The sequence below is a fragment of the Mesorhizobium australafricanum genome, from assembly GCF_033977265.1.
In the GTDB taxonomy this organism is placed as follows: Bacteria; Pseudomonadota; Alphaproteobacteria; order Rhizobiales; family Rhizobiaceae; genus Mesorhizobium; species Mesorhizobium australafricanum.
Genome location: NZ_JAVIIT010000006.1, coordinates 163,014 through 187,943, shown reverse-complemented (window position 1 = coordinate 187,943; position 24,930 = coordinate 163,014). Strand labels below are relative to the sequence as shown.

The 24,930-nt window shown below is 63.5% G+C and carries 22 protein-coding genes, 1 other RNA gene and 1 pseudogene; 7 read left to right on the top strand and 17 right to left on the bottom strand.

All coding sequences use genetic code 11. The features are described from left to right. Positions 1-6 precede the first annotated feature (6 nt). Genes ftsW through mraZ form a run of 9 tightly spaced genes read right to left on the bottom strand, consistent with a single transcriptional unit; the run spans position 7 to position 10,212 of the window. Positions 7-1,158, bottom strand: a complete 1,152-nt coding sequence (ftsW, locus tag RFM98_RS14100) for a putative lipid II flippase FtsW (RefSeq protein WP_320309443.1) — start codon at positions 1,156-1,158, stop codon at positions 7-9. Continuing rightward, on the bottom strand, positions 1,158-2,558 hold the full coding sequence (murD, locus tag RFM98_RS14095) for a UDP-N-acetylmuramoyl-L-alanine--D-glutamate ligase (RefSeq protein WP_320309442.1): 1,401 nt from the start codon (positions 2,556-2,558) through the stop codon (positions 1,158-1,160). The genes ftsW and murD overlap by 1 nt, the downstream gene beginning before the upstream one ends. 9 nt (positions 2,559-2,567) lie before the next feature. Continuing rightward, positions 2,568-3,650, bottom strand: a complete 1,083-nt coding sequence (gene mraY, locus RFM98_RS14090) for a phospho-N-acetylmuramoyl-pentapeptide-transferase (protein ID WP_320309441.1) — start codon at positions 3,648-3,650, stop codon at positions 2,568-2,570. A gap of 27 nt (positions 3,651-3,677) precedes the next feature. Then, complete coding sequence (locus RFM98_RS14085; RefSeq protein WP_320309440.1) at positions 3,678-5,111, bottom strand: UDP-N-acetylmuramoylalanyl-D-glutamyl-2,6-diaminopimelate--D-alanyl-D-alanine ligase; 1,434 nt, start codon at positions 5,109-5,111, stop codon at positions 3,678-3,680. Continuing rightward, positions 5,108-6,562, bottom strand: a complete 1,455-nt coding sequence (locus RFM98_RS14080) for a UDP-N-acetylmuramoyl-L-alanyl-D-glutamate--2,6-diaminopimelate ligase (protein WP_320309439.1) — start codon at positions 6,560-6,562, stop codon at positions 5,108-5,110. Before RFM98_RS14080 ends, RFM98_RS14085 begins: the two co-directional genes overlap by 4 nt. Positions 6,563-6,616: 54 nt before the next feature. Beyond that, on the bottom strand, positions 6,617-8,344 hold the full coding sequence (locus RFM98_RS14075) for a peptidoglycan D,D-transpeptidase FtsI family protein (protein ID WP_320309438.1): 1,728 nt from the start codon (positions 8,342-8,344) through the stop codon (positions 6,617-6,619). Then, positions 8,341-8,736, bottom strand: a complete 396-nt coding sequence (gene ftsL / locus RFM98_RS14070; RefSeq protein WP_320309437.1) for a cell division protein FtsL — start codon at positions 8,734-8,736, stop codon at positions 8,341-8,343. Before ftsL ends, RFM98_RS14075 begins: the two co-directional genes overlap by 4 nt. A gap of 4 nt (positions 8,737-8,740) precedes the next feature. Beyond that, on the bottom strand, positions 8,741-9,757 hold the full coding sequence (gene rsmH / locus RFM98_RS14065) for a 16S rRNA (cytosine(1402)-N(4))-methyltransferase RsmH (RefSeq protein WP_320309436.1): 1,017 nt from the start codon (positions 9,755-9,757) through the stop codon (positions 8,741-8,743). Next, positions 9,754-10,212, bottom strand: coding sequence for a division/cell wall cluster transcriptional repressor MraZ (mraZ, locus tag RFM98_RS14060; protein WP_320212591.1), 459 nt, complete (start codon positions 10,210-10,212; stop codon positions 9,754-9,756). The genes rsmH and mraZ overlap by 4 nt, the downstream gene beginning before the upstream one ends. 397 nt (positions 10,213-10,609) lie before the next feature. On the opposite strand from mraZ, the gene RFM98_RS14055 reads away from it, so the two are divergent. Next, positions 10,610-11,725: a cystathionine gamma-lyase gene (locus RFM98_RS14055; protein WP_320309435.1), complete on the top strand. Its 1,116-nt coding sequence runs from the start codon at positions 10,610-10,612 to the stop codon at positions 11,723-11,725. A gap of 7 nt (positions 11,726-11,732) precedes the next feature. On the opposite strand, the gene RFM98_RS14050 is transcribed toward RFM98_RS14055, so the two are convergent. The 7 genes from RFM98_RS14050 to RFM98_RS14020 form a co-directional block, all read right to left on the bottom strand. Next, entirely contained in the window at positions 11,733-12,026 is a 294-nt protein-coding gene (locus tag RFM98_RS14050) for a type II toxin-antitoxin system RelE/ParE family toxin (RefSeq protein WP_320309434.1), read from the bottom strand. After that, on the bottom strand, positions 12,023-12,307 hold the full coding sequence (locus RFM98_RS14045; RefSeq protein ID WP_320309433.1) for a type II toxin-antitoxin system ParD family antitoxin: 285 nt from the start codon (positions 12,305-12,307) through the stop codon (positions 12,023-12,025). Before RFM98_RS14045 ends, RFM98_RS14050 begins: the two co-directional genes overlap by 4 nt. A 160-nt stretch (positions 12,308-12,467) precedes the next feature. Next, positions 12,468-12,864: RNase P RNA component class A (rnpB, locus tag RFM98_RS14040), an RNA gene on the bottom strand. A gap of 159 nt (positions 12,865-13,023) precedes the next feature. Next, positions 13,024-13,731, bottom strand: coding sequence for a lytic transglycosylase domain-containing protein (locus RFM98_RS14035; RefSeq protein WP_320309432.1), 708 nt, complete (start codon positions 13,729-13,731; stop codon positions 13,024-13,026). Positions 13,732-13,916: 185 nt separating this feature from the next. Further along, on the bottom strand, positions 13,917-14,684 hold the full coding sequence (locus RFM98_RS14030) for a peptidoglycan recognition protein family protein (RefSeq protein WP_320309431.1): 768 nt from the start codon (positions 14,682-14,684) through the stop codon (positions 13,917-13,919). Continuing rightward, on the bottom strand, positions 14,681-15,400 hold the full coding sequence (locus tag RFM98_RS14025) for a TerB family tellurite resistance protein (RefSeq protein ID WP_320309430.1): 720 nt from the start codon (positions 15,398-15,400) through the stop codon (positions 14,681-14,683). Before RFM98_RS14025 ends, RFM98_RS14030 begins: the two co-directional genes overlap by 4 nt. Before the next feature lie 131 nt (positions 15,401-15,531). Next, positions 15,532-15,738, bottom strand: coding sequence for a hypothetical protein (locus tag RFM98_RS14020; protein ID WP_320309429.1), 207 nt, complete (start codon positions 15,736-15,738; stop codon positions 15,532-15,534). 176 nt (positions 15,739-15,914) lie between these two features. Between RFM98_RS14020 and RFM98_RS14015 the strand changes: the two genes are divergently transcribed. From RFM98_RS14015 to RFM98_RS13995, 5 genes and pseudogenes are all read left to right on the top strand, one after another. After that, positions 15,915-19,547, top strand: a complete 3,633-nt coding sequence (locus RFM98_RS14015) for a hydantoinase B/oxoprolinase family protein (protein ID WP_320309428.1) — start codon at positions 15,915-15,917, stop codon at positions 19,545-19,547. 125 nt (positions 19,548-19,672) lie between these two features. Beyond that, a complete protein-coding gene (locus RFM98_RS14010; protein ID WP_320309427.1) occupies positions 19,673-20,971 on the top strand; it encodes a BtaA family protein in 1,299 nt (432 codons plus the stop codon). Next, positions 20,968-21,633, top strand: a complete 666-nt coding sequence (locus RFM98_RS14005; RefSeq protein ID WP_320309426.1) for a class I SAM-dependent methyltransferase — start codon at positions 20,968-20,970, stop codon at positions 21,631-21,633. Before RFM98_RS14010 ends, RFM98_RS14005 begins: the two co-directional genes overlap by 4 nt. A gap of 99 nt (positions 21,634-21,732) precedes the next feature. Then, positions 21,733-22,030 (top strand): annotated as a pseudogene (locus tag RFM98_RS14000) (type II toxin-antitoxin system RelE/ParE family toxin). Between the two features lie 8 nt (positions 22,031-22,038). Further along, complete coding sequence (locus tag RFM98_RS13995) at positions 22,039-22,347, top strand: HigA family addiction module antitoxin (protein WP_320309425.1); 309 nt, start codon at positions 22,039-22,041, stop codon at positions 22,345-22,347. A 31-nt stretch (positions 22,348-22,378) separates the two neighbouring features. On the opposite strand, the gene RFM98_RS13990 is transcribed toward RFM98_RS13995, so the two are convergent. Then, positions 22,379-23,761, bottom strand: coding sequence for a serine hydrolase domain-containing protein (locus RFM98_RS13990; RefSeq protein ID WP_320309424.1), 1,383 nt, complete (start codon positions 23,759-23,761; stop codon positions 22,379-22,381). 287 nt (positions 23,762-24,048) lie between these two features. Here RFM98_RS13990 and RFM98_RS13985 point away from each other — a divergent pair, with 287 nt between their 5' ends. Next, the gene (locus RFM98_RS13985) at positions 24,049-24,840 is read left to right on the top strand and encodes a glycoside hydrolase family 25 protein (protein ID WP_320309423.1); all 792 of its coding nucleotides are present in this window, start codon (positions 24,049-24,051) and stop codon (positions 24,838-24,840) included. Positions 24,841-24,930 lie beyond the last annotated feature (90 nt).

Genomic DNA, 24,930 nt, shown 5'->3' with positions numbered 1-24,930 from the left:
CCCGCCTCATTCCGCCGGCATTGCGCGCTGAGAAAGGACGAAGCCCATCTGCTTGCGCTTTTCCGGCCGCTTGCGCGTCAATGCGAGCACCATGCCCATCGAGACGGCTATGGCGATCTGCGAGGAGCCGCCATAGGAGATGAAGGGCAGCGTCATGCCCTTGGCGGGCATCAGCTGCAGGTTCACGCACATGTTGATGGCCGACTGCAGCCCGAAGACGGTGACGAGGCCGCCGACCGAGTAGCGGGTGAAATCGTCCTGCTCCTTGAGCGCGATGCTCAATCCGCGCAGCACGATGAAGGCGAAGATCGACATGATGAAGAAGCACATGATGAGGCCGAACTCCTCGCCCGCGACAGAGAAGACGAAGTCGGCATGGCTGTCCGGGATGACCCGCTTCACCGTGCCCTCGCCCGGACCGACGCCGAACCAGCCGCCATTGATCAGCGCCTCGCGGCCCATATCGACCTGGAAGGTATCGCCTTCGCCGGTCATGAACTTATCGATGCGCGCGGCGACATGCGGAAACACCGTATAGGCCGCGAACACGCCGCCGACGCCGGCCGCACCGAGTGCCACGATCCAGAACCAGGGCAAGCCGGCCATGAAGAACATCACGCCCCAGGTGCCGAGCACCAGCATGGTCTGGCCGAGATCGGGCTGCGCCACCAGCAGCGAGATGACCAGCGCGAGCAGGAGCATGGCGAACAGATTGCCGGGAATGTCGGGCTGGCGCTTATGCTCGGCAAACAGCCAGGCGCAGATGACGACGAAGGCCGGCTTCAAGAACTCGGACGGCTGGATGGACAGGCCGGCGAGCGACACCCAGCGCCGCGCGCCCTTCACCTCGACGCCGATATAAAGCACCGCCACCATCAGCACCAGCATGATGCAGATCATCACCAGCGACATGCGCCTTATCTGCCGCGCCTCCAGGAAGGAGACCGCCAGCATCACGATAAGCGCCGGGATGGTGAAGATGATCTGGCGCGTGGCGAAATGGAAGCTGTCGAGGCCGATGCGCTCAGCCACCGCCGGACTTGCGGCGAAGGACAACACGATGCCCAGTCCCATCAGCGACAGGAATGCCGCCAGGAACCAGCGATCGATCGTCCACCACCAGGTTGCGACCGGACTTTTGTCGAGACGGCTTTGCATCAACGTGGCCCTCCGATGGGTTTCATCCCATCAATAGCAGTCGCAGCTTGCCTGAAGGCTTCGCCGCGAACTTCGAAATTCTTGAACTGGTCGAAACTGGCGCAAGCCGGCGAAAGCAGCACCACCGCCTCGCCGCCGGTGTCGTTTGCCGCGTCGTTGGCGGCATGCTCGACCGCGGCCGCCAGCGTTCCGGATATTTCGTAAGGCACAGCCTCGCCCAGTGTTGCGGAAAAGGCGGGCGCCGCCTCGCCGATCAGATAGGCCTTGGCGATGCGCGGGAAGAAGCCGCGCAGCGGCTCGATGCCGCCTTCCTTGGGCAGGCCGCCGGCGATCCAGTAGATGCGGTTGAAGCTCGACAGCGCCGGTGCTGCCGCATCGGCATTTGTCGCCTTGGAATCGTTGACGAACAGCACATGGTCCTTGCGGCCGACCTGCTCCATGCGATGCACCAGCCCCGGGAAGGTTTCGAGCCCCGCCTGGATCTCGCCGAGGTCGAGCCCGATCCTCAGGCATGCCGCGACGGCTGCCAGCGCGTTCTGCGCATTGTGCTGGCCGCGCAGCGAGCCAATGCCCTCGAGGAAGGCGACACGGCTGTAGCGGCCATGCACGGCCTCCATCAGATTGGTACCGTCGGCGAAATAGCCATCGGTCAAGGGCAGGCGCTTGGAGATGCGGATGACCTGCCGGCCGGCGCGCTCGAGCCGGTCGGCGATCTGGGCGCACCAGGAATCGTCGACGCCGATGATCGCGGTGTCGCTACCGGCGACCAGCCGTTCCTTGATCGAGGCGTAATGCGCCATCGTGCCGTGCCGGTCGAGATGGTCGGGCGTCAGGTTGAGCAGGATGCCGGCGGTCGGATTGATCGAGGGCGCGAGATCGATCTGATAGGACGAGCACTCCACAACATAGTGCCGCGTCGGTTCGGGCGGGTCGAGCGTCATGATGGCGCGGCCGATATTGCCGCCCATCTGCATGTCGCGACCCGCCGACTTCAGGATATGCGCCGTCAGCGCCGTCGTCGTCGACTTGCCGTTGGTGCCGGTGATCGCAATGAACGGCGCCGCCGGCGCTTGGCTGATGCGTTCGCGGCAGAACAGCTCGATATCGCCGATCACCTCGACGCCGGCGCCGCGTGCGAGTTCCACCGTCCAATGCGGCTTCGGATGCGTCAGCGGCACCCCCGGCGACAGCACGAAGGCAGCGAAGCGCGGCCAGTCGGCGGCGCGCAGATCGCCGGTCGCAATGCCCGCGGCCGCTCCCTTGGCGACACTTTCAGGATTGTCGTCCCAGGCCAGCACCTCGGCGCCGCCTGCGATCAGCGCATGCGCGGTGGCAATCCCCGAGCCGCCAAGCCCGAAGAGCGAAACGCGTTTGCCTGAAAAGGAAGCGGCGGGAATCAAGCGGGCGTCCTATCTGAGCTTGAGGGTGGAGAGGCCGACCAGCGCCAGGATGACGGCAATGATCCAGAAGCGGATCACCACCTGGCTTTCGGTCCAGCCGAGCTTTTCGAAATGGTGATGGATTGGCGCCATCAGGAAGACGCGCTTGCCGGTCATCTTGAAGTAGCCGACCTGGATGATGACCGAGAAGATCTCGACCACGAACAGGCCGCCGACGATGACCAGCACGATCTCGTGCTTGGTGGCGACCGCGATGGTGCCGATCAGGCCGCCCATCGCCAGCGATCCGGTATCGCCCATGAAGATGGCGGCCGGTGGCGCGTTGAACCAGAGGAAGCCTAGCCCCGCGCCGATCACCGCGCCGAGCACGACGGCGAGTTCACCGGTGCCGGGAACGAAATGGATCTGCAGATATTCGGCGAACACCGCATTGCCCGAAAGATAGGCGATGACGCCGAAGGACGCCGCCGCGATCATGATCGGCACGATCGCCAGGCCGTCGAGACCGTCGGTCAGGTTCACCGCGTTGCCCGCGCCGACGATGACGAAGCAGGAGAACGGGATGAAGAACCAGCCGAGGTTGATCAGGAATTCTTTGGCGAAGGGGAAGGTCAGCGACGACGAGAACGGCGCCTGGCCATTATGCATGATCACCCACGCGGCGATGGCGGCGACGATGAACTCGATCGCCAGTCTCGCCTTGCCGGAAAAGCCCAGATGCGACTGCTTGGTGACCTTGAGATAGTCGTCGTAAAAGCCGATCGAGCCGAAGCCGACGGTGACCAGCAGCACCACCCAGACATAGATGCTGGAAAGATTTGCCCATAAAAGCGACGAACCGATGATTCCGGACAGGATCATCAGCCCGCCCATGGTCGGCGTTCCCGCTTTCTTGAAATGCGTCTGCGGACCATCGGCACGGATCGGCTGGCCCTTGCCTTGCCGCAGGCGCAGCGAATTGATGATCGTCGGCCCGAAGATGAAGACGATCAGCGCCGACGTGATCAGTGCGCCGCCGGTGCGAAAAGTGATGTAGCGGAAGACGTTGAAGAACGAGATCTTGTCCGCGAAATCGACGAGCAGTGTGAACATGGTCCTTCCGTCCCCCGGAGCCCGACCTCAAGTCGGTTCAATGTTTGCGGCTTCCGCCGGAAATTTGCCGAGCAACGCCTCGACCAGCTTTGAAAACCCGATGCCTTTCGACGACTTGACCATCACCACGTCGCCGGGCCTGAGCGCGGAGATCACGATCGGCTTCAGTTCCTCGGCGCCTGCCCGATACTCGGTCTCGACATCGGCCGGCAAAGCCTCGGCCAGCGCCTGCATTTCCGGCCCGCCGAGAAAGACGTTGCGCGTGCCCGTGCCGACGATCAGTTCAGCAAGCGCTGCGTGCAGCTTCGCCGAATGGCTGCCGAGCTCCAGCATGTCGCCGAGCACCGCGATGCGCCTGCCCTCGCCCGAGACGGGCGTGGCGTTGAGCAGTGCCATCGCCGCCGCCATCGACGCCGGATTGGCGTTGTAGCTTTCGTCGATCAGCATGATCGGCCCGTTGGGATGATGCAGGACATGGCGTCGGCCCCGCCCGCGCTCGGCCGAAAGGTCTGCCAGCGCAGCCGCAACCTTGTCGAGGTCGGCACCGACCAGTTGCGCGGCGCCGAGCACGGCCAGCACGTTCTGCACCATATGGCGGCCAGGCGCCCCGACACGGGCCGCTAGGTCTTTTTTGCCGATCTTGACGGTGATGTCGGAATGGTCGGCATAAAGTTCGCAGCTGGCAAGGCGGAAGGCAGCGCGGGCATTCTCACCGAAGCCGAAGACATGCTCGACGCCTGCCTCTTTCGCCATCTTCCCGAGCAGCTTCCAGCGTGAATCGTCGCGGTTGAGCAGCGCGGCGCCGCCGGGCTCGATCCCCTCGAAAATTTCGGCCTTGGCCATGGCGATCTCATCGAGATTCTTGAAGAAGCCGAGATGTGCGGCAGCAATCATCGTCACGATGGCGACATGCGGCCTGACCATCTTGACCAGCGGCCTGATCTCGTCGGGATGGTTCATGCCGATCTCAAAGACCGCGTAGTCGCAGTCCTGCGGCATGCGGGCGAGCGTCAGCGGCACACCCCAGTGGTTGTTGAACGATTGTGCCGAGGCGTGGACCTTGCCGACCGCCGACAGCACATGGCGCAGCGCTTCCTTGGTGGTCGTCTTGCCGGCCGAGCCCGTGACCGCGATGATCCTGGCCTTCGTGCGGGCACGGGACGCTACCCCGAGTTTCTCAAGGGCGGCAAGCACGTCCTGCACGACGATCATCGGCGCCGTCAGCCGTCCGAGCGACGGCAGCTTGCCCTCGGCGACGACCAGCACGGCCGCACCCGCTTTCACGGCGGCAGTCGCGAAATCGTGGCCGTCCATCGTCTCGCCCTTGATGGCGAAGAAGGCGTTTCCCGGCTCCAGGCTGCGGCTGTCGATCGAAATGCCGGTGATGCCTTCCGGCAGCGAGCCGATCGGCCTGCCGCCCATGGCTTCGACCAGCGCTTCCGACGTCCAGAGCAAACTCATGCAGCGCGCTCCGTAAGCGCCTCGCGCACTTCCTCATGGTCGGAGAAGTGGAAGGTTTCGCTGCCGATGGTCTGGCCTTCCTCATGCCCCTTGCCGGCGACGATGAGCGTATCGCCGACGCGAAGCATCGCCACCGCCTCATGGATTGCCTTGCGGCGGTCGCCGATCTCGATGGCGCCGGGCGCCGCGGCAAGTATCGCCGCGCGGATGGTTTCGGGCACTTCCGTGCGCGGATTGTCGTCGGTGACGATGACGACATCGGCGAGCCGCGTCGCGATCTCGCCCATGATCGGCCTTTTTCCGCGGTCGCGGTCGCCGCCGCAGCCGAACACCACGACGACGCGGCCCGTGGTGAAGGGCCGGACCGAAGTCAGCACGTTTTCCAGCGCATCGGGCTTGTGCGCGTAGTCGACGTAAACGGGAGCGCCGGCGGCAGTGGTGCCAACGAGGTCGAGCCGGCCCGGCGCGCCCTTTAGTTTTTCCAGCGCGGCCAAGGCTTTATCGACCGGCGTTCCAGTTGAGATGGCAAGCCCGGCCGAGACCAGCGCGTTGGCGATCTGGAAATCGCCGGCCAAAGGCAGGTCGACCTCGTGAAGCACGCCGTCGGCCGCGATCTCAGCGCGTTGGCGGTGGCGCTCGTGCTCGACCCGTTTCAGCGTCAGGAAATCGCCATGGCGGCCGACGGTCAGTACCTTCAGGCCCGCCGCCTTTGCGGCATGAACCGTCGGCTCCGACCACGGATCGTCGGCAAAGACGACCGCGGGCGCGCCCTTCGGCAGCAGCGTGTCGAACAGGCGCAGCTTGGCGCGGTGATAATCCTCGACGGTCGGATGGTAATCCATGTGGTCGCGGCCAAGATTGGTGAAGGCGCCAGCCGCGAGTTTCACGCCGTCGAGACGGCGCTGGTCGAGGCCGTGGCTCGAGGCTTCCATCGAGGCGTGCGTGACGCCGGCATCCGCCAGTTCCCTGAGCAACCGGTGCAGCGCCACCGGATCCGGTGTCGTCAGCGAGCCATATTCGTTGCGCCCGGGCGCCACCACGCCGGTCGTGCCTATCGAGGCGGCGGCAAAACCCGCCTGCTCCCAGATCTGGCGGGTGAAAGCGGCGACGGATGTCTTGCCGGCGGTGCCGGTGACGGCGACAATGGTCTGAGGTTGGCGTCCGAAGAAGCGTGCAGCGCTGAGCGCCAGCGCAAGGCGCGGGTCATCGACGGTGATAACCGGGATCGACAGGCCGGAAATGGCCGTGCCCTTGCTTGCAACAATCGCGGCGGCACCCCGGCTGGCGGCGTCGGCCGCATAGGTCGAGCCATCGGCCTTGCTGCCGGCGAGCGCGAAGAAAACCGCACCCGGTCTTACCTGACGGGAATCGGAGGAAAGCCCGGTAACCTCCAGATCGCGGGAAGCTGTTCCCTCGACAGGCAGGACACCGGCTAGATCTTTTAGATACATTGAGTCCCGTTCATCGCAACAAAATAGCGCGCAGTTGCCGGCGCGCCCTAAGAATCACTGATAGGAAACCAGCGTTGCACCATTTTCATGGCTGAAATCTGGCTTCACGCCAAGCATGGCCGCAGAACGCCTGATGATGTTGCCGGCTATAACCCCCGCATTGGCGGCGGCGACGTCCGTCATCCCCGGCTTTTCCGGATGCGGGGCGTCTGCAATCGTAAAGACGAGATATTGCGGATCGTCCATCGGGAAGGCGGCGACGAAGGTATTGAAGTTCAAGTCCTTCGAGTAGCGGCCGTTGATGACCTTCTCGGCTGTTCCGGTCTTGCCGCCAACCCGGTAGCCGGGGACCCTGGCGTTTCTGGCGGAGCCCTTCTCGGCGTTGAGCGAATAGAGGTAGCGCATGCCTTCGACCGTCTTTTCGCTGACCACTTTCTTGGCCACCGCCATTGCATCCTGCTCGCTGCGGACCAGGAATGTCGGCTGGATCAGATAGCCGCCATTCATCAGCGCCGCGCAGCCGACAGCCGCTTGCAGCGGCGTCGTCGACACGCCATGGCCGAAGGCGATGGTGAACGAATTGACCTGTTTCCAGACCTTCGGCTCAGTCGGGCGGGCGACTTCCGGCAGTTCGGTCTGCATCTTGTCCAGAATTCCAAGACGATGCAGGAATTCGCGGTGCCCCTCGATGCCGACCATTTCGGCCTCCCTGGCCGACCCGATGTTGGATGAATAGAGGAACACTTCCGGCAACGACAGCACACGGTTCTTGCCGTGGAAATCGTGAATGGCCTGATGGCCGACCCGGATCGGATGCGAAGCGTCGAAGCGGCTCGCCATCGTCGCCTTGCCGGAATCGAGCGCCATGGCCGAGGTGAAGCTCTTGAAGGTCGAGCCCATCTCGTAAAGGCCCGCCGACATACGGTTCAGCCGGTCCTTGTCCTGTGCATTGTAAGGATTGTTCGGATCGAAATCCGGCACCGAGGCCATGGCTATCACTTCGCCGGTCTTGACGTTCAGCACAACGGCGCCGGCGCCCATGGCGCGATAGCGTTCCAGGCCGGCGGCGATCTCATCGCGCACCACATGCTGGACGCGCAGATCGATCGAGAGCTTCACCGGCTTCAGATCCCTGGCCACCGCCAGGCCCGACGCCTGCAGGTCGCTCAGACCTTGCTCATCGATGTATTTCTCCATCCCGGAGATGCCCTGGTTGTCGATGTTGGTCAGGCCGACAACGTAGGATGAGGTTTCGCCGCTCGGATAGAAACGGCGCTTCTCCGTGCGAAAGCCCAGGCCCGGAATGCCGAGCGACATAATGTCGGCCTGCTGCTTCGGAGTGAGCTGTCGCTGCAGCCAGACGAAGCCGGCGCCGCTCTTCAGTTTACGATAGGTCTGCTCGTAATCGATCTCAGGCAGCACCGTCGACAGCCTCTCGATCGCCTCATCGGCATCGACGATACGGCGCGGCTCGGCAAACAGCGACGCCGTCTTGATATCGGTCGCCAGCACTTCGCCGTTGCGGTCGACGATATCGGGGCGCGATGCGGTGACCCGGCTCTGCGGACCGTCCGACAGGTCCGGATTCTGCAGGCCGAGATAGACAAGCCGGCCGGCAATCGTCGAATAGATGGTGAAGAACACCGCCATCGTCATGACGATGCGGGTCCTGGCCTTGCCGCCCGTCGCCTTGCGCGCCGCGTCGACGACGATCGAGCCGTCCTCGGCGGTCCTCTTCCGACGCTTCAGCAGGTCACCGATCTTTGGAAGCCCGCTGATCATTGCACCGTGCTCCCCGTGACCACCGGATCCTTGTCGTCCGTGGGTCCATCGCCGGAATTGTCGGCCATGCCGCCAAGCCGCTGCGAGGTGAGGTCCTCGATGGTCACCGGCTTCACGGGAATGTCGTCAAGGCCGCCGATCTGGTGGGCACCAACCGGTTCAAGCCCGAGCTGGCTCTTGTAGACGTCGGCAAGCTTCTGCAGCCGCGACGGCTGGGTAAGCAGGCTCCAGTCCGCCTTGAGGAGATCGATCGTGTCTTCCTCGTAGCGGATCTGCGCCTGTATCTTCTGCACGGCCGCCAGTTGCTCCTCGGCCTCGCGCTTGGTCTTGTAGGTCAGGGCCGCAGCCGAGACCATGACGGCGATCAGGACTATGTCGCTGGTACGAAACACGTGCTCACCTCTCTCCCGGCCGTTCGACGGCGGGAAGCTTTGGAAGGCCGAAAATCGAAAAATCGCCTGCGCGCGCCGGCGCCTCGGTGCGCATTGCCGCGCGCAGCCTGGCCGAGCGCGCCCGCGGATTGGCCGCTATCTCGGCCTCTCCCGGCGTCACCCCGCCGCCAGCCTTGCGGAAGGTCGCGACGCGCGCGGGTGCGTCGGGCATGTGGCGCGAGCCGCTGGCAGCCTCGGAACGGTCGGCGATGAAACGCTTGACGATGCGGTCTTCCAGCGAATGGAACGTCACCACGGCAAGCCGGCCGCCGGGTTTCAGCACCCGCTCGGCGGCCAGCAGCGCTCCTGCAAGCTCGCCAAGCTCGTCGTTGACGAAGATGCGCAGCGCCTGGAAAACACGCGTGGCCGGATGGATCTTGTCCTTCGGCCCTCGTCCGATATGCGTTTCGATGGCGTCGGCGAGATCGAGCGTGCGCTCGAAGGGCCGTTTTTCGCGCCGGCTCTCGATCATGCGCGCGATGCGGCCGGCATGACGCTCCTCGCCGAGAAAGCCGAAGATGCGGGCAAGGTCGCCGGCCTTGAAGGTGTTGACCACGTCGGCAGCGCTCAGGCCCGCTTGCGCCATGCGCATGTCGAGCGGCCCATCGGCGCGAAAGGAAAAGCCGCGCTCCGCCTGGTCGAGTTGCATGGACGAAACACCGATGTCGAGCACGACGCCGTCGGCGCCCTCGACATGTTCGTCCAACGTTGAGAACGGCGCCTGGACAAGCCTCAGCCGGCCGCCGGCCTGCTGTTCGAGCGCCCTGCCCGCCGCGATTGCGTCCGGGTCGCGGTCGATGGCAACGACCGAGGCGCCGCGATCGAGGATGGCGCTGGTGTAGCCGCCGGCGCCGAATGTCCCGTCGACGATCATCTCGCCGGTCTTCGGCTCAAGCGCGTCGAGCACCTCGGCAAGGAGGACCGGAACGTGACGGGCCAGTCCGCCAACGGCGTGAGGATCATCGCCGTGGCCAGCCATCATTCCGATCGCTCCCCGGGCTTCGTCCCCTGCCGAAGCTGCAACAGCCTGGCCCGCGCCTGCGCCCCATAGGCGGCAAGCCGTCCCGGCTCCCAGACCTGAAAGAAATTGCCGCGGCCGACAAAGGCCACCTCGTTCGAGATGCTCGTATGCTCGCGGATGAAATCGGTCATGGTGATGCGGCCGTCCTGGTCCAGCTTCAAAAACGTCCCGTCGCCATGGCAGAAGAACGACATGTCGTCCGCCGTCTGCAGGAATGGATCTTCCAGCGCGATCCGCTGCTCGTAGCGGTCGAGCAGGTCGAGCCCGCCGACATCCATGGCCGGCAGGTCCAGGCAGCGCAGCGCGTAGAGTTCGGAGTAACCGCGTTTCTGAACCGCCGCGCGGAAATGCGCCGGAACGGACACCCGCCCCTTTGCATCGATCCTGCTCACCGTGTTTGACAGAAATCGGTCCAATGAACGCTGCAGCCGCTTCCGCCGCCGCACCCCTTCCCATGTTGTTCTCCGCGCCCCCGCGCTCGCGGCAAATCGCTTCATTCACCGAGGCGACAGCCGACAAACGCACAGCCGCCGCGACTGCCCGATTGGCGCACGCTTCACCCTGACGCGGAACGAAAGCTTGATGATGCGAATGGGATATCATGGGGCACTATGGGCGTCAACGGGAACAGGCATCACAAACACGCGCGCCACAACCAGAAAGGGCAGGCCGAACGAACGTCTCGTTTTTATCCTCCATTAAGCCTAACGAAGCGTTTAGAGCCCTCTGGCCCAAAACGACGCAGCTTGCTGCGCACAGCCGGCGCGCATAGCGTCGCTTGACACCTTTCTGGCCATAACAAGGATCGAGCTGATGTCTGACAATGCGAAGTCACGCGCCGCGACACTTGCGCATCTGCGCAGCGCCGATTTCGCCAAGGGCGATCCTATTCCCTTGCCACTGACCATGGCCTCGATCTTCCACGCGCCGGGCGACGCGACGGGCTTCGATCAATATGGCCGCTTCAGCAACCCGACCTGGCATGCGGTCGAGCACGCGCTTGGCCATCTGGAAGATGCGCAATGCGTTGCCTTTCCATCGGGAATGGGCGCGATTTCAGCGGCTTTTTTCGCGCTTCTCAAATCGGGCGACCGCATCCTCTTGCCGTCGGACGGCTATCACACGACGCGCGCACTGGCCGAGCGTTTCCTGAAACCGCTCGGCGTCGCTTTTGACGTAAGGCCAACGGCGAGCATCCTTGACGGCGGTTTCGCCGGCTACCGGCTGGTATTTGTCGAAAGTCCGTCGAACCCGCGGTTGGACATCTGCGACATCACCGCCGTCGCCATGGCCGTCCATGCGCAAGGGGGGACATTGATCGTCGACAACACGACGATGACGCCCTTCGGCCAGCGCCCGCTCGATCTTGGCGCCGACATCGTGGTCTCGGCCGACACCAAGGCGATCAACGGTCATTCGGATGTGCTCTTTGGCCATGTCGCCAGCCGCAACCCGGACATTGTCACCAGGGTGAAGGATTGGCGCGAGACAGCCGGCGGCATCCCCGGCCCGTTCGAGGCCTGGCTTGTGCATCGCGGCCTCGAAACGCTGGAAGTGCGCTTCGATCGCATGTGCTCGTCGGCCGAAACGATCGCGCGGCGGCTCAAGGACCATCGCGCCGTCAGCGGCCTGCGCTTTCCCGGGCTCGAGGGCGATGCCTCGCACAATCTGGCGCGTGCCCAGATGGAGCGCTTCGGCTTCCTGATTTCATTCGAGCTCGCCTCCGAAGAACAGGCCGAGGCGTTCATCGACGGCTGTCCGCTTATTGAAGCGGCAACCTCCTTCGGCGGCGTGCACACATCGGCCGAGCGGCGCTCGAAACGCGGCGATGCCGTGCCGCCTGGCTTCGTTCGCCTGGCGATCGGCTGCGAGCCGGTCGAGGAGCTCTGGCAGGCGATCGAGACATCGCTGGACAAAGTCGCCAACTGAGTGGCACCTAGGATCCTAGATCCTCGGCCTCGATCCTGCGCCGGCCGTGTAATACGCGCAGAATTTCGATCGCGTTGTCGCCAATCCGATAAAACGTAAGATACTCCCCGACAACGAGGTGGCGAATGCCCGGCAAGATGTCGTCGCGCGGCGCGCTTGATTCGGGATGAAGGGTCAGCAAATCCCATCGCCGCTGAAGAGTTTCCACAAAACGGATTGCGGCATTTGGATTGTGGCCGGCGATGTAGTCGCCGATAGCTTCGAGGTCGATCAGTGCCTGTGGAAGCAGGCGGTACTTCACTCACTAGCGCCTTTGGCTTCCGCCATCTTCGCATATTTAGCGCGCAATCGCTCCATCAAAGGAGGCCCCTCCAGCGCCGGCCCGCTGTCGATCCCCTCCTGCACCAGCTCCCGCAACTCCTCGACGGTGTAGCCGAGCAGGTCGCGCCGCTCCTTCCATTGCCTGAGCGCATCGCGGATAACTTCACTGGCCGAGGCGTATTCGCCGGCGGCGACGACATCGTCGACCGCGGCTGCCAGCTCCGGTGAAAGCGTGATGCTGCGTTTATCGACCTGGCCCATGACGCGCGCTCCTTATGCCCCTCCAAGGTACGATTTGATCGCACCGGCTTCAAGGATACGTTTGATCACGTCGCCAAGGGTGTCTTGCAGAGCGTCTGAATCAGAACACTCGCATGTCGGCGTACCCCCTTGATCCCGCGCATCTATCGCAAATCAGAAAAATGCCAGCTGGCCTGTAAGCCGGGTTCTGTATGGCCCTCGCCTTGCAGCGAGAACGTGGCGGCCATTCATCTTGGACGCATGTTGCCATGCGCCTCACGCAACCTACCCGGGCGGTGGGCCGGAAACAGCCCTCGAAGGTTTCCCCTCGCACCGCCCCTATTCGGTTTTGCTCCCGGTGGGGTTTGCCCTGCCGCTTCTGTTGCCAGTCGCGCGGTGGGCTCTTACCCCACCCTTTCACCCTTGCCGCAGCAGATGCCGCGGCGGTTTGCTTTCTGTGGCACTTTCCCTGGGGTCGCCCCCGCCGGCCGTTAGCCGGCACCGTGTCTCCATGGAGCCCGGACTTTCCTCACCCGCAGCCTTTCGGCTCTCGCGGGTGCGGCCGCCCGGCCAGCTGGCAAGCGCGTATAAAGGGATTCCCGCCCGAAAAGGCAAACGAAAAAGCTGATCCATGTCGCCAAAGCTCGCGGGCTCAGCCGCAGGGTGCGCGGCGGTTTCGGGACAACGACATGCATGAGGAAACACGCGTTGCCCAAATCCGCCTCGACGGATGAGCCTTAGGCCGGTGAGCCCAGCGCCACCATCTGCACCTTCACCTTGCTGCAATAGGCGGCCGAAACCGGGTTCATCCGCGTCGCGCCATGACCCGCATTGTATTTGAGGATCGTGCCGCAGGTGGTGCCGCCGCCGAGATCCCGCGCCATGGCGAGGTACTTCATGCCGTATTTGATGTTGGTGTCGGGATCGAACAATCCCTTGGCCGAGCCGGTGTAGCCCATCATGCGGGCCGTCGCCGGCTTGATCTGCATCAGGCCGATCTCGCCGGCGCCGCCGACCAGGTTCGGCCGATAGTTGCTTTCGATCTTGATGACGGCCTTGGCCAGCGACATCGGAACGCCATAGCTCGCCGCATAGCGGGCAATGATCGTCGAATATTCGCCGTCGCCGGCAGCAGGGGGCGTCGCCAGGTCGATCTTGCCAGTATGGATCGAAGCTGTCGTGGTGAGATCAATTGTCTTTCTGCCGCGCCTGGCGCGCTTGGCCGTCGATTTCGCGGCCCTGGTCGCGGCAACCTTCTGCACCTTAGCCGGAGCTCTTTTGATCTTTGGCGCCGCCTTGCTGCCTGAGGCCGCCTTGGTCGTCGTGGGGGTGACGGCAAGGCCATTGTCTGCCCGAAGGCTCAAAGGGGCACTGCTTGCCGGATTGAAGGCAAAGCTTATTACTCCGGCAGCAACAGCTGCCGCTACAACGGTCAATTTTTGCATGTAGTCCTGTTCTGTTAAAACCGCGCGAAGAAATTCACGCAGTTACGCCAATTCAACGTCGGAGCATCCGGGGGGATAGACGTCCGACGACTTGCGGGAGAGGCATTTGGCGGTGGAATTGGCGGCAATGAAGGCGGCGCAATTCACTTTAAGTGACAGATTGTAATTTAAGGGGCCCAGCGCGATTATTTGGCGAGGGCTATCCTTACGGAAGCTAACAGCCTCTCCAGCGTGCGGGTCGTCGAACTGTCCGCCACGCCATCAACCAGACGCCGCCGGAAATGCCGCTGGAACGCCGCCACCACGATTTCCGTCTGCCGGTCGTAAATACCCGATATCTCAACGCCATAACCATAGAGCGCCAACATCGACTGCAGTGCCTCGACATCGGAGCCGGTGTCACCAGCCTTCAGCGCAGCGCCCGGTTTTATCGGAGCCGCCGTTACAAGGTGACCGACACCGGCCACGAACAGCGCCTTCCAGGGGAATTTCTCGCCCGGGTCGACCTTGCGGCCCGGAGCCACGTCCGAGTGCGCCAGCACCCTTGCGGAAGGAACGGAATAACGGTCCACGATACCCGCGCATAGGTCGATCACGGCGTCGATCTGCCGTCTGGGGAAGGCCTTGTAGCCCAGCGAATGCCCGGGGTTGGCGATCTCGATGCCAATCGAACAGGAGTTGATGTCGGTTCGCCCGAGCCAGGAGCTCTTGCCGGCATGCCACGCACGATCGCTCTCGCGCACCATCTGAATGATACGGCCGTCCTCATGAACAAGGTAATGCGAGGATACTTCGCTTGCCGGATCGCATAGCCACGCCTCGGCACCGGCGCCGCTTACCATCCCCGTATAATGCAGCACGATCATGTCGGGCCTCAACGTCCCGAGGCGCGGACCGAAATTCGGCGACACCCGGACCTCCGCACCTGGCTGGTCGGGCAGAAAACCGCTCATACCTGCCTGAGGCCCCGCTCGATCATCTCATAGGCGGCATTGATCGCCGCGACCCTGGTCGTGGCGATCTTGATGAATTCCTGCGGCAGACCGCGCGCGATCAATCTGTCGGGGTGATTGTCCGATATCAGCTTGCGATAGCGTTTCCTGATTTCCTCGAACGGCTTGCCGCGCTCGATGCCCAGCACGACATAGGGATCGGCGGCGCCTAGATTGACGTGCCGCGACAGGATCGCCTCGTAATGCGTCTCATCGATCCGGAAAATCTCGGCGATCCGGTGCAGAAACTGCCCTTCCCGCTCATGGACGAGGCCGTCTGCCTTGGCGATATGGAACAGACCGTCAAGGATGTCTTCCAGCATCATGCAGTTGGCATGGCCGGAACCGCAGAGTTGCGCCATCCGCCGGGCGTAGATCTCGAACCCGGCAACGTCCTGCTGAGCGATGTCGTAAAGCCGCGCCACATTGCGTGTCTCGCTTGGCGGCACTTCGAAGATTTCCTGGAAGGCGCGCACTTCGTCCTGCGTGACGATACCGTCGGCTTTAGCCATCTTCGCCGAGAGCGCGATCATCGCCACCGAGAAGGCAACGCGCCGGCGCAGGTCCGGATCGCCCGAATACACGGTACGCACGGCTTCGACGACGTCCGCGACGCCCGAGGACGCCGACGACGATACACGAGCGATGAAGTCGCCGAGGCGGTCCCAAATCGACATGCCGGCTTCATAGTGCGAACCGGGCGGTCCTATCAAGCCGGGACGATGCCGCAGGTGTGATCGGCGACATCCGGATCGACGCAAAAAGAAGGCCGGCAATACCGGCCTTCCTCGATATTATCGATCAGCTCCTACTTCGCAGGCGCGGCAGGAGCCGGATTTGTTGCCGGAGCCGGTTCGGCGGGCTTCGAAGCGTCAGGCGAAACCGGCTTCATCGGCTGCTCGTTGGCCGGGGGATTGGTGCTCTGCGTGGTGGTCTTGTCGGTACCACTGTCGCTACAAGCCGCGACCCCCAGCAGGGCGAGCGCCGAAACAGACGCCAGAATGAGCTTCTTCATGGTATCTCTCCTTCAACAAACGCTCACGTTTCGGTGAGCGGTCCCAAAGGAAATGCATCAGCAGGCGCGTCGGTTTCGTAACGTTGCGTTTCCATGTGTAACATCAACTTGCGATTGCTGGCGCCGGAATCCCGAACTAACAGAACATACGCTCGAAAACATAATGGATCAGCAGAATGCCGGCAGCCGAAAAGACAGGGAAATGGGATTTCTGGATCGACCGCGGCGGCACCTTCACCGACATTATCGGTCGTGATCCGCGAGGTCGGCTGCACCCTCGAAAGCTGCTGTCCGAGAATCCCGAGGCCTATGCGGACGCCGCTATCCAGGGCATCCGCGACCTGTTGGGTTTGAAAGCCGGCGCGGTCATTTCCGCCGACCCGATCGGCGACGTCAAAATGGGCACCACTGTTGCCACCAATGCGCTGCTCGAGCGCAAGGGCGATCGTGTGCTCCTGCTCATCAGCAAGGGTTTTCGCGACGCTTTGCGTATCGCTTACCAAGCGCGGCCGGATATCTTCGCCAAGGAGATCATCCTGCCCGAGCAGCTCTATGAGCGGGTGATCGAGGTCAATGAGCGCGTGCGCGCCGATGGCTGCATCGAGCGATTGCTCGACATCGCCGCGTGCCGCCCGGCGATCGAACAGGCCAAGGCCGACGGCATCGACGCGGTCGCCATCGTCTTCATGCATGCCTGGAAATACCCAGACCACGAAAAGGCCGTGGCAAAGGTCTGCCGCAAGATCGGCTTCAGCCAGATCTCGGTTTCTCACGAGGTCTCGCCGCTGATCAAGCTGGTCGGCCGCGGCGACACCACCGTGGTCGACGCCTATCTGTCACCGATCCTGTCGCGCTATGTGCAGCGGGTGGCCGGCGAACTGGGTGCCGGTCCGCGTCTGATGTTCATGATGTCGTCGGGCGGTCTCACCGCCGCCGACATGTTCCAGGGCAAGGATGCGCTGCTTTCGGGACCGGCGGGCGGGGTCGTCGGCATGGTCGAGACGGCGAAGCTCGCCGGCTTCGACAAGGTCATCGGCTTCGATATGGGCGGCACCTCGACCGACGTCGCCCATTATGACGGCGAATATGAGCGCGCCTTCGACACCGAGGTCGCCGGCGTGCGCATCCGGGCCCCGATGATGCGCATCCACACGGTCGCCGCCGGCGGCGGCTCGATCGTGCATTATGAAGCGGGCCGCTTCCGCGTCGGCCCGGATTCCGCCGGCGCCAATCCCGGCCCGGCCGCTTACCGGCGCGGCGGCCCGCTCGCCGTCACCGATGCCAACGTCATGCTCGGCAAATTGCAGCCCGATTTCTTCCCGGCGATTTTCGGCGCAGGCCAGGACCAGCCGCTCGACGTCGGGGTGGTTCGCGAAAAATTCACGGCACTTGCCGCCGCAATCGGCGATGGCCGGACGCCCGAGGCCGTCGCCGAGGGTTTCATCACCATCGCCGTCGAGAACATGGCCAACGCCATCAAGAAGATCTCGGTGCAGCGCGGCTACGACGTCACGGAATATCTCTTGAACTGTTTCGGCGGCGCCGGCGGCCAGCATGCCTGCCTGGTTGCCGACGCGCTCGGCATGGAAGCCGTGCTGATCCACCCCTTCTCCGGCCTGCTTTCAGCTTACGGCATCGGCCTCTCGTCGGTCTTCGCCTCGCGCCAGCAGGGTCTGCTGCAGCCGCTTGCCGAGGAATCGCGTGCGGCGATCGAGGCACTGATCGTGGCCTTGCGCAGCGAGGTTGTCGCCGAGCTTGGCGAGCAGGGCATTGCCGGGGACGCGGTTTCAACGAAGCCTGTCCTGCATATCCGCTATGACGGCACCGACACGGCGCTGCCGGTGAATTTCGAGCACGGTTCGATCTTCCGTGCCAGAAGCGATTTCGAGGCCGCGCATAAGGCACAGTTCGGATTCGTCTATGACGACAAGCCGATCGTCGTGGAGACCGTCGCCGTCGAAGGCATGGAAGCCGCTCGACAGGACAAGGCCGAAGGCTACGCGCCTGCCGGACCGGCGAGGACCGAGGCCAAGCCTTTGGAAAACCGGGGCTTCTATACCGAAGGCCGCTGGCACGAGGCTGGCGTCTACCGCCGCGAAGACCTGCGGCCATCCCACACGGTCGCCGGACCCTCGCTGATCATCGAACCGAACCAGACCATCGTCGTCGAGCCGGGCTGGCGTGCCGAGATCACCAATCTCAACCACGTCGTGATACGCCGCACGGAAAGAAAGGCGCGTGCCGCCGCACTTGGCACCGAAGCCGATCCGGTGATGCTGGAAGTCTTCAACAACCTCTTCATGTCCATCGCCGAGCAGATGGGCGTGACGCTGCAGAACACCGCCTATTCGGTCAACATCAAGGAACGGCTCGATTTTTCCTGCGCCGTCTTCGACCGCCACGGCGCGCTGGTCGCCAACGCGCCGCATATGCCGGTGCATCTGGGCTCCATGGACCGTTCGGTCGAAACCATCATCCGACTGAATTCCGGCGACATCCATCCCGGCGACGTCTTCGCGCTCAATGCCCCCTATAATGGCGGCACGCATCTGCCCGACATCACGGTGGTGACGCCTGTCTTCGACGATGCGCGCAAGGAAATCCTGTTCTGGGCGGCCTCGCGCGGCCATCATGCCGATGTCGGAGGCACCGCGCCCGGCTCGATGACGCCTTTGGCCACAACGGTCGACGAGGAAGGCGTGCTGTTCGACAATTTCCGCATCGTCGATCGCGGCCGCTTCCGCGAGAAGGAGTTGGAGACCCTGCTGACCGACCATCCTTATCCCGCGCGCAATCCCACCCAGAACATCGCCGACCTGAAGGCGCAGATCGCCGCCAACGAAAAGGGCGTGGCGGAATTGCGCAAGATGGTCGCGCATTTCGGCCTCGATGTCGTCGAAGCCTATATGGGCCATGTCCAGGACAACGCTGCCGAGAGCGTGCGCCGCGTCATCGAGCGGCTTCCCGACAGCGCGGCTTACGAATACCCCACCGACACCGGCCAGGTGATCAAGGTCAAGATCACCGTCGACCGTCAAAAACGCGAGGCGACCGTCGATTTCACCGGCACGTCGCCGGTGATGAAGAATAATTTCAACGCGCCGGAGCCCGTCGCCCGCGCCGCCGTGCTCTATGCCTTCCGCGTCATGGTTGAGGACATGATCCCGATGAATGCCGGGTGCCTGAGGCCGATCAACATCATCATCCCCGATGGTTCGATGCTGAAGCCCGCCTACCCTGCCGCCGTCGTCGCCGGCAATGTCGAGACCTCGCAGCATGTCACCAATGCGTTGTTTGGCGCGATGGGCGCCATGGCCAACGCGCAAGGTACGATGAACAACCTCACCTTCGGCAACAAGAAGTACCAGTATTACGAGACGATCTGCTCCGGCTCGCCGGCCGGTCGGGTGAATTCGGGACGCGGCTTCGCCGGCACCTCCGGCGTTCACACCCACATGACAAACTCGCGGCTCACCGACCCGGAGGTGCTGGAACTGCGCTTCCCCGTCGTGCTGGAAGACTTCCACATCCGCGAGGGCTCCGGCGGCAAGGGCAAGTGGAACGCCGGCGACGGCACCAGGCGCACCATCCGCTTCCTCGAAAGGATGGAGTGCGCGATCCTGTCCTCACACCGAAATCGCCCACCCCAGGGCCTTGACGGCGGCGGAGATGGCGAGGCGGGCTCGACCAGCATCAGGCGCAATGACGGGTCGACCGACGTCTTGAAAGCCTGCGACCAGACCACGCTCAACGCCGGCGAGGCCGTCATCGTCACCACGCCGACACCCGGAGCGTTCGGAAAAGCCTGATACCTGTCGCCCAAAAGTGCGCAGCGATTTTGGAACGACGACATGCATGGAAGCGAGGCTAAGGCGCGTCCATCGCGAAGCGCCTCGGCGTCAGCCTGCCGTCAACAGGCTGTCACCTGCCTGTCATGACGCTGCGGTACCCGCTTGCGCCAACGCAAACGGGGAATCACCTTGCGATGTCGGACGTATCCGGAGAACTCGTTTATCGCCGAGGCAAGGAAGTCGGAAAGGCCGTCTACCAGAACCGCGCATTGTCGAAGGACGGCATTTCCGAGCGGCTTTTCGCTTTCCTGTTCTCCGGCCTCGTCTATCCGCAGATCTGGGAAGATCCGGATGTCGACATGGAGGCCATGCAGCTCGGCGCCGGCCACCGGGTCGTCACAATCGCCTCGGGCGGCTGCAACATTCTGGCTTACCTGACCCGCTCGCCGGCCAGGATCGACGCCGTCGATCTCAATGCCGCGCATGTCGCGCTGAACCGCATGAAGCTGGAAGCGGTGCGCCACCTGCCGTCGCAGGGCGACCTGTTCCGCTTCTTCGGCGCCGCCGACACCAGCCACAATTCGGATGCCTATGACCGCTTCATCGCGCCGCATCTAGATCCGGTCAGCCGCCACTACTGGGAGCACCGCAGCTGGCGCGGCCGCCGCCGCATCTCGGTCTTCGACCGCAACTTCTACCAGACCGGCCTGCTCGGCCTCTTCATCGCCATGGGCCATCGCGTCGGCAAGCTGTTCGGTGTCGACCCGGCCGGCATCATGAAGGCGCAGAACATCGGCGAGCAACGCCGCTTCTTCAACGAGGAGCTGGCGCCGGTCTTCGACAGGAAGCTCCTGCGCTGGGCGACCTCACGCAAGGCTTCGCTGTTCGGCCTCGGCATCCCGCCGGCCCAGTACGACTCGCTGATCACCTCCGGCGACGGCTCGATGGCGAGCGTGCTCAAGGCACGGCTGGAAAAGCTCGCCTGCGACTTCCCGCTGAAGAACAATTACTTCGCCTGGCAGGCCTTTGCGCGCCGCTATCCGCAACCCGGCGAGGCCGCGTTGCCTGCCTATCTGGAACAGCGCAACTACAAGACGATCCGCGACAACATCGACCGCGTCGCCATTCACCACGCCAATCTGATCAAGTTCCTGGCCGCCAAGGATGCGGGTAGCGTCGACCGTTTCGTCCTGCTCGACGCCCAAGACTGGATGACCGACGACCTGCTCAACGATTTGTGGACCGAGATCACCCGCACCGCCTCGGTCGGCGCCCGCGTCATCTTCCGCACCGCGGCCGAGCCCAGCCTGCTGCCCGGCCGCCTCTCCAACTCGCTGCTCGACCAGTGGACTTATGAGAACGAGGCTTCGCGCGAATTCTCCGCCAGGGATCGCTCGGCCATCTATGGCGGCTTCCACCTCTATGTGAAGCGCGCCGCATGAGCACGACCGAGCTGCCGGCCAGCCATGCTGAGCTTATGGACGGCGTCTACCGCTGGCAGCGTCACATCTACGACCTGACCCGCAAATACTACCTGCTCGGCCGCGACCGTCTGATCGACGGGCTGGACGTGCCGCAAAATGGCACCGTGCTGGAGCTTGGCTGCGGCACCGGCCGCAACATCGCGCTTGCCGCCCGCCGTTACCCCAACGCCCGCTTCTTCGGCCTCGATATCTCCGCCGAGATGCTGGAGACGGCGAATGCCTCGATCGCTCGTGAAGGTCTCGCGGCACGAGTCAATCTGGCGCGCGGCGATGCCACGGATTTCGATGCCAAGGCGCTTTTCGACACCGCACAGTTCGATCGCGTCTTCGTGTCCTATTCGCTATCGATGATCCCCGGTTGGGAAAAAACGGTTGCAGCCGCTCTCGCCGCGCTCGCCCCCGGCGGCTCGCTCCACGTCGTCGACTTCGGCCAGCAGGAAGGCCTGCCGCGCTGGTTCAGGGCCTTGCTGCGTGGCTGGCTGCGGAAATTCCATGTCGAGCCGCGAGCCGCGCTGCGCGATGTGCTTGAATCGGAATCCGAGCGCGCCGGCGCAACCTTCCGGTTCAGAACGCTTTATCGCGGCTATGCCTGGTTGGCCGTGATCAGGATCGCCATCTGATTTTGCCAAGGCCCGCTGCTCTGGTCTGCAGCAAAGGCGACCCACGCGTTGCGCTATGCCCCAAGGAGTGGTACACTATCCCCATGTTGGAAGCATGTGATGATCGTCGGCTTTAGAGATGGGTGGCTGCGGGCCTTCTTCGTGGACGATACCCACTCCCGCAACATTCCGTCCGATCTCGAAAGCCGCCTGTTTTCGCAAGCTCCAGATGATCGACGACGCTGCTACCGATCGGGATTTGCGTGTACCGCCAAGCAATCACTTCGAGAAGTTGGGCGGCAATCTCGAAGGCTTTCATTCCATCCGCGTCAACAAGCAATGGCGGCTGGTTTTCCGCTGGGATGGTGGTCGGGGTGAGGCGTCGGACATCTACCTGGACGACCATAGCTATAAGTGAGGTGAGACATGTTGATGACCGCACGCAAGCCCGCAACGGTTGGCGAAATCCTCACGGAAGAGTTCATGCACCCGCTCGGCCTGACGCAAGCGGCTCTGGCCGAGGCCATGGGCGTCCAGCGCAAGCATGTGAACGAATTGTGCAACGACCGCCGCAATGTAACGGCGGCGACCGCGCTCATTTTGGCGCGGGTGTTCGGCAACAGCCCTGATTTCTGGCTGAACGTGCAACGCCGCAGCGATCTTTGGCAGGTCATGAACTCGCCTGACGAGCGCGCGCGTGTGGATCGCGCCAAGCCTTTGCCGACCGCCGCATAGGCAAGCTTGCGGCGACTGCCGATCACATGCCTCAGTGCAGCGCCTTCACCAGCGCTTCCACCATCGTCTGCGGCCGGTAGTTGAGCTTGGCCGGCGTCAGCCCAAGCCGCACCACCACCAGCTGCTCCGACGGAACGATCGCAACCGTCTGGCCGTCATGGCCCTCCATCCAATAGGTGTCCTTGGGCAGGCCGGCGGCAACGCCCGCGCCCGGACTTTCCTCGTCGCCCGGCCCCTCGATCCATAGCTGACCCTTGCCATAGACCTTCGAGGCCGGCGCCGGCTCGCGCATCCAGTCGACAAAGCCGGCCGGAAGCACCTGGTTTCCGTTCCAGACACCGCCCTGCAGCAGGAACTGGCCGAATCGCGCCCAGTCATGCGCGGTGGCGTAGAGATAGGACGAGCCTACGAACGTGCCCTGTTCGTCGGTTTCGAGCACCGCGCTGTGCATGCCGAGCGGCTCGAACAACGCCGTGCGCGGCAAGGTCAGCGCTTTCGCCTTGTCGCCGACCGCATCCTGCCACAGCCGCGACAGCATCACCGCCGTGCCACTCGAATAGGAAAATACCTTGCCGACCTCGCCGGTCAGCGGCTTGGCCTCGGCGAAACCCGCCATGTCGGGCTCGAGATAAAGCATGCGCGTCACGTCGGCGACGTCGCCATAATCCTCGTTGAACTCCAGTCCGCTCGACATCGCCATCATGTCGGCAAGGCTGATGGCGCCGCGCCCGTCGGCCTTCCACCGAGCAAACAGGCCCTTGTTGTCGACAGCCATCTTGCCGTCCTTAACCAGCGTGCCGACGATCGCGGCATTCACCGTCTTGGTCATCGACCAGCCGAGCAGCGGCGTCTTGGCCGAAAAGCCCTCGCCGTAGCGCTCCGCGACGACGCGGCCGTTCTTCACCACCACGATGGCGCGCATGCCTGTGCCGGCCATCGCGGCGTCTTCGACGATTTTCGCGACCTCGGGATTCTGCGAAGCATCCACCCGTTCGCCGTCGGGCCAGAGCGCGTCCGGCTGCGCCGGTGTAGAGGCCGCTGCACGCAGCGACGTCTGCCGCGCCTTACCGGTATCGCCGTCGGGAACCGATGCGCAGCCGACGCCGTCGCGCTCAACCGCGACACTCTTGCCGAGAACCCACAGCAGGCCGGCTGAAACCAGTCCCCGCTCCTTGTCGACGGAGACTTTCATCAGCCTGAGCAGCGGATGGCCGGGCGCCTGCACGTCGACGGCCAGAACCTCGTTGGCATCGCGGCCGGCGATGAAGACGTTCGAGCACACGATCTTGGCCGAATAGCCGGAGCCGACACGGATGAGCTCCGGTGGCGCGAAATAGAGCCAGGCGAAGAGCGCAACCACCGCCAATATCACAAGGCCAAGCAGCCATTTGATGAACTTCACGACAGCCCGCATCTTTTCCGCCCTTCGGATTCGCCGGCTCGACTTATGTCATCGATTTGCCGCCATTGCTTTCGCAAAATCGTCGGCGTCGTCGAGCGCCGTCAATGGATTATCAACCATGTTCGGCGATCAACTTGTCCATGTCGCCCAAAAGTGCGCAGCGATCTTGGGACAACGACATGGACGAAACAAAAGGTGTGGGCGATCCTGTGGGGCGATCGTCCGGAGGGGGCCTGCGCAAGCAACGGCCATCTGCAAAGACCCATCAGCGGCCGGCTGGACCCGGCCTGGGAAATGCCATGCGCCGTCTTGCGGCTATCCTGATGTCGACGCTGCTGGGCGCTTGCTCGACGGTGGACGATATTTCACCCCTGTCGCCGTCCTCGCAGGCGGTTGCAGTGCGCGCGCCCAAGTTCGAGGACTCCAAGCCGCATGAATGGGACAGCGGCGCACCATGGACCTACGCCATCCATGGCACGGACGTTTCCAAATACCAGACCTCGGTCGACTGGCCGGCGGCCAGGGCAAGCGGCATCTCCTTCGCCTTCATCAAGGCTACGGAAGGCGGCGACCGCTTCGACGACTATTTCAACGAGCATTGGGCGCGCACCAGGGCTGCCGGAATTCCGCGCGCGGCCTATCATTTCTTCTATTTCTGCACGCCGGCGCAAGCCCAGGCGCGCTGGTTCATCGCCAATGTCCCCAGGGACCCGTCGGCAATGCCGCCGGTGCTCGACATGGAATGGAACCCGAAGTCGCCGACCTGCAGGCTGCGCCCCGATCCGGCCACCGTGCGCAGCGAAATGACCGTCTTCCTCGAAATGGTCGAGCGTCACTACGGCAAGAAGCCGATCATCTACACCTCGCTCGACTTCTTCGACGACAACCAGTTGGCGACCTTCCGCGGCTATCCCTACTGGCTGCGCTCGGTTGCCGGTCACCCGCGCGAAAAATACGGCAGCCACCCGTTCACCTTCTGGCAATACACCGGCACCGGCATCGTGCCCGGCATGACCGGCAAATCCGACATCAATGTTTTCAACGGTTCGGAAGCCGCCTGGCGGAAGTGGTTGCGGCAGAACACCCGTTGACATCGGCCTCCGCGCCTGCTTTTCGACACGGCGGGCGGCGAAACATGCAACCGCTGGTAATCTGGAGCAGCGCACTCGTCCGAGTGCCGA